Below are 3,542 nucleotides of genomic sequence, written 5' to 3' on the forward strand. Positions count from 1 at the left end.
CGGTGGGGGTGTGGGCGCCCGCGCCCTCGTGGCGTGCGCCGGCGCCCACACCCCCACCGGTGCCCTCGCCGTCGGCGGACCCAGCACCGTGCTGCGCGTGCAGCGACTCACCGGACCCGGCCCCCACCTCGGGATTTCCGCCGCCGCCTACACCGCCGCCGCCGCGATCCTCGTCGTACCCACCATCGCCGTAGCGGTGCCCTGGCTCACCGAACTGTCCCTGCTGCTCGGCCGCTGAGCCCCGACACGCCGCCCCGCTCGGCCCGCCCCGATTTCGATCGGCCCCCTTTTCGGGGGAAGCTGTAGACCATGACCGTCGAACGCACCGAAACACCGCAGGCCCAGATCGGCGTGACCGGACTGGCCGTGATGGGCTCGAACATCGCCCGCAACTTCGCCCGCCACGGCTACACCGTCGCCCTCCACAACCGCAGCATCGCCAGGACCGACGCGTTGCTCGCCGAGCACGGCGACGACGGCACCTTCGTCCGCACCGAGACCATCGACGAGTTCGTCGCCGCCCTCGAGAAGCCGCGCCGCGTCCTGATCATGGTCAAGGCCGGCGACGCCACCGACGCGGTCATCGACGAGCTCGCCGACGCCATGGAACCCGGCGACATCATCATCGACGGCGGCAACGCCCTCTACACCGACACCATCCGCCGCGAAGCCGCCCTGCGCGCCCGCGGCCTGCACTTCGTCGGCGCCGGCATCTCCGGCGGCGAGGAAGGCGCCCTCAACGGCCCGTCCATCATGCCCGGCGGCCCCGCCGAATCTTACGAAGCGCTCGGCCCGCTGCTCGAAACCATCGCCGCCCAGGTCGACGGCACCCCCTGCTGCACCCACATCGGCCCCGACGGCGCCGGCCACTTCGTGAAGATGGTGCACAACGGCATCGAATACGCCGACATGCAGCTCATCGGCGAGGCCTACCACCTGCTGCGCGACGCCCTCGGCTACGACGCCGGGCAGATCGCCGACGTCTTCGCCGACTGGAACACCGGCACCCTCGAGTCGTATCTCATCGAGATCACCGCCGAGGTGCTCCGCCAGACCGACGCCGCCACCGGCCGACCCCTCGTCGACGTCATCGTCGACGCCGCCGAACAGAAGGGCACCGGCCGCTGGACCGTCAAGGCCGCCCTCGACCTCGGTGTCCCCGTCACCGGCATCGCCGAAGCGGTCTTCGCCCGCGCCCTGTCCGGCTCCCGCGACCAGCGCGCCGCCGCCCGCGGTCTCGCCGCCGGCAACCTCGGCGCCGCCCCCACCGACGCCGCGCAGTTCACCGAGGACATCCGCGCCGCCCTGTACGCGTCGAAGATCGTCGCCTACGCGCAGGGCTTCGACCAGATCGCCGCCGGCAGCGCCGAATACGGCTGGAACGTCGACCGCGCCGCCCTGGCCACCATCTGGCGCGGCGGCTGCATCATCCGCGCCCAGTTCCTCAACCGCATCAAGGAGGCCTACGACGCCGACCCGGCCCTGCCCAGCCTGATCCTCGCGCCGTACTTCCGCGACGCCATCGAGGTCGGCATCGACAGCTGGCGCCGCGTCGTGGTCACCGCCACCGCGCTCGGCATCCCGATCCCGGCGTTCGCGTCGTCGCTGTCCTACTACGACGGGCTGCGCGCCGACCGGCTGCCCGCCGCCCTCACCCAGGGCCAGCGCGACTTCTTCGGCGCCCACACCTACGAACGCACCGACAAGCCGGGCAAGTTCCACACCCTGTGGAGCGGGGACCGCTCCGAAATACAGGCCTGACCCGATGACGGGCACGGCAGTCGCCGTCCTGTGCGCGCTCGCCGCCGCCGCGCTCGTCGCGGTCGGCAGTATCGCGCAACAGAGCTCGGCCGCTGCCGTGCCCGACACCGATTCCCTCGTCGGCTCCCTGCTGCGCAGCCCCCGCTGGTGGGCGGGCATCCTCGGCGACGGCGGCAGCTACCTGCTGCAGGTCGTCGCGCTCGCGTTCGGGTCCGTGCTGCTCGTCCAGCCCCTGCTGGTCGCGTCGCTGCTGTTCGCGTTGCCGCTCGCCGCCGCGACCACCGGCCGCCGCGTCACCCGCACCACCTGGCTGCTCGCCGGCGCGCTGTGCGCGGCGCTGGCGGTGTTCCTGCTCGTCGGCAACCCCACCGCAGGCAGCGGCGACCCGTCCGCCGCCCACTGGGCGCTGCCCCTCGGGGCGGTGCTCGCCGTCACCGCCGCCGCCGTCGCCCTCGCCGTGCTCTCCCCACGGTTGCGGGCGCTGTCCTTCGGGATCGCCGCCGGCATCCTCTACGGGGTGACCAGCGCGTTCACCAAACACGTCACCGACCTCGCCGAACACGGCATCGGCCAATTGCTCGGCTCGTGGCAGACCTGGACGCTCGTCGCGGCCGGCGCCGCCGCGATCTACCTGCAGCAACGCGCCTTCCAGGCCGGGACGCTCACCGCCTCCCTGCCCGCCCTGACCGTCGGCGAACCCCTCGCCGCGATCGTCCTCGGCACGACCGTGCTCGGCGAACACCTCCGCGCCGACGGCCCCGCCCTGATCCTCGTCGGTGCCGCCGTCGCCGTGATGCTGGTGACCACCGTGGCGCTCTCCCGCGCCCAGGCCGCCGACACCCCCGCCGCGGCTACGCCCGTCCCAGCACCGCCACCAGAAACTCCGCATCGTCGCTGAACGGCCGCAGATCCCAGGTCGACAACCGCAGCTGCGCCGCCAGCCCCGCCGCGGCCGCGTCGGCGAAGAACGCCTCGAACGGATAGTCGCGGCCCGCCCCGAATCCGATCACCACCCGGCCCTGCGGTGCCAGATGCGCCGCGAAACTGCGCAGCACCGCCACCCGCGTCGACGGCGCCACGAAGGTCATCACATTGCCCGCGCACACGATCACATCGAACTCGACGGCGACCCCGCGGGACGGCAGATCCAGCTCGGCCAGATCCCCGACCAGCCACCGCGGCCCCGGATGATCCTCCTCCGCCGCCGCGATCAGCACCGGATCCACATCCACCCCCACCACCCTGTGCCCGGCCCGGTGCAGATACCCACCGAGCCGGCCCGGCCCGCACCCGGCATCGAGGATCCGTGCCCCGCGCGGCACCATCGCATCGATCAACCGGGCCTCCCCGACGGTGTCCTGCCCCCGGGCGGCCATGGTGCGGAACCGTTCGACATACCACGACGAATGCGCCGGATTCTGCGCCACCATCTCCTCCCACAGACTCGGCACCCGCTCCGCGCCGCCGCCGTGTTCCGGACCCTCGCCGCCGCTCATTCCCACTCCTTCGTCCCTCGACAACACCTGCTCGACCCTCACCGTAGGCGCCGCACCGTCGTCGGCACCGCGACACACGGCACCGGCCATCAGTAGAATCAGGACCCGTCGACACCACTTCCGGCAGGCGGACACCGTCCGCGACCGGACCCGACGAGAGGACACCGGTGCCCGCGGCACCCGCAGCCACCCCACCACCCGACACCACCTCCCCCGGCGCGGAGTGCGACTCCGGGTCGGAGGGATCCTCTACCGGGACGGGTCCCCGACCCGGAGTCGCACTCC

3 protein-coding genes and 1 pseudogene are annotated in these 3,542 nt (G+C 72.8%); 3 read left to right on the forward strand and 1 reads right to left on the reverse strand.

Going from position 1 to position 3,542, the window contains the following annotated elements; genetic code table 11:
• The 3 genes and pseudogenes from A8G18_RS20615 to A8G18_RS20625 form a co-directional block, all read left to right on the forward strand.
• Positions 1 to 238: pseudogene (locus A8G18_RS20615) on the forward strand (M56 family metallopeptidase); the annotation flags it as partial.
• Positions 239 to 309: 71 nt separating this feature from the next.
• Entirely contained in the window at positions 310 to 1,761 is a 1,452-nt protein-coding gene (gene gndA / locus A8G18_RS20620) for an NADP-dependent phosphogluconate dehydrogenase (protein WP_064065349.1), read from the forward strand.
• Between the two features lie 4 nt (positions 1,762 to 1,765).
• The gene (locus A8G18_RS20625) at positions 1,766 to 2,659 is read left to right on the forward strand and encodes a DMT family transporter (protein WP_064065350.1); all 894 of its coding nucleotides are present in this window, start codon (positions 1,766 to 1,768) and stop codon (positions 2,657 to 2,659) included.
• On the opposite strand, the gene A8G18_RS20630 is transcribed toward A8G18_RS20625, so the two are convergent.
• Complete coding sequence (locus tag A8G18_RS20630) at positions 2,613 to 3,257, reverse strand: class I SAM-dependent methyltransferase (RefSeq protein ID WP_064065351.1); 645 nt, start codon at positions 3,255 to 3,257, stop codon at positions 2,613 to 2,615. The genes A8G18_RS20625 and A8G18_RS20630 overlap by 47 nt on opposite strands.
• Between the last annotated feature and the right edge of the window lie 285 nt (positions 3,258 to 3,542).

It is taken from the genome of Rhodococcus gordoniae (assembly GCF_001646655.1).
Lineage (GTDB): Bacteria > Actinomycetota > Actinomycetes > Mycobacteriales > Mycobacteriaceae > Rhodococcus > Rhodococcus gordoniae.

Excerpts from the sequence above, each read along its gene's own strand:
- gndA (WP_064065349.1), top strand. The coding sequence starts at position 310 with ATGACCGTCGAACGCACCGAAACACCGCAGGCCCAGATCGGCGTGACC.
- A8G18_RS20625 (WP_064065350.1), top strand. The coding sequence starts at position 1,766 with ATGACGGGCACGGCAGTCGCCGTCCTGTGCGCGCTCGCCGCCGCCGCG.
- A8G18_RS20630 (WP_064065351.1), bottom strand. The coding sequence starts at position 3,257 with ATGAGCGGCGGCGAGGGTCCGGAACACGGCGGCGGCGCGGAGCGGGTG.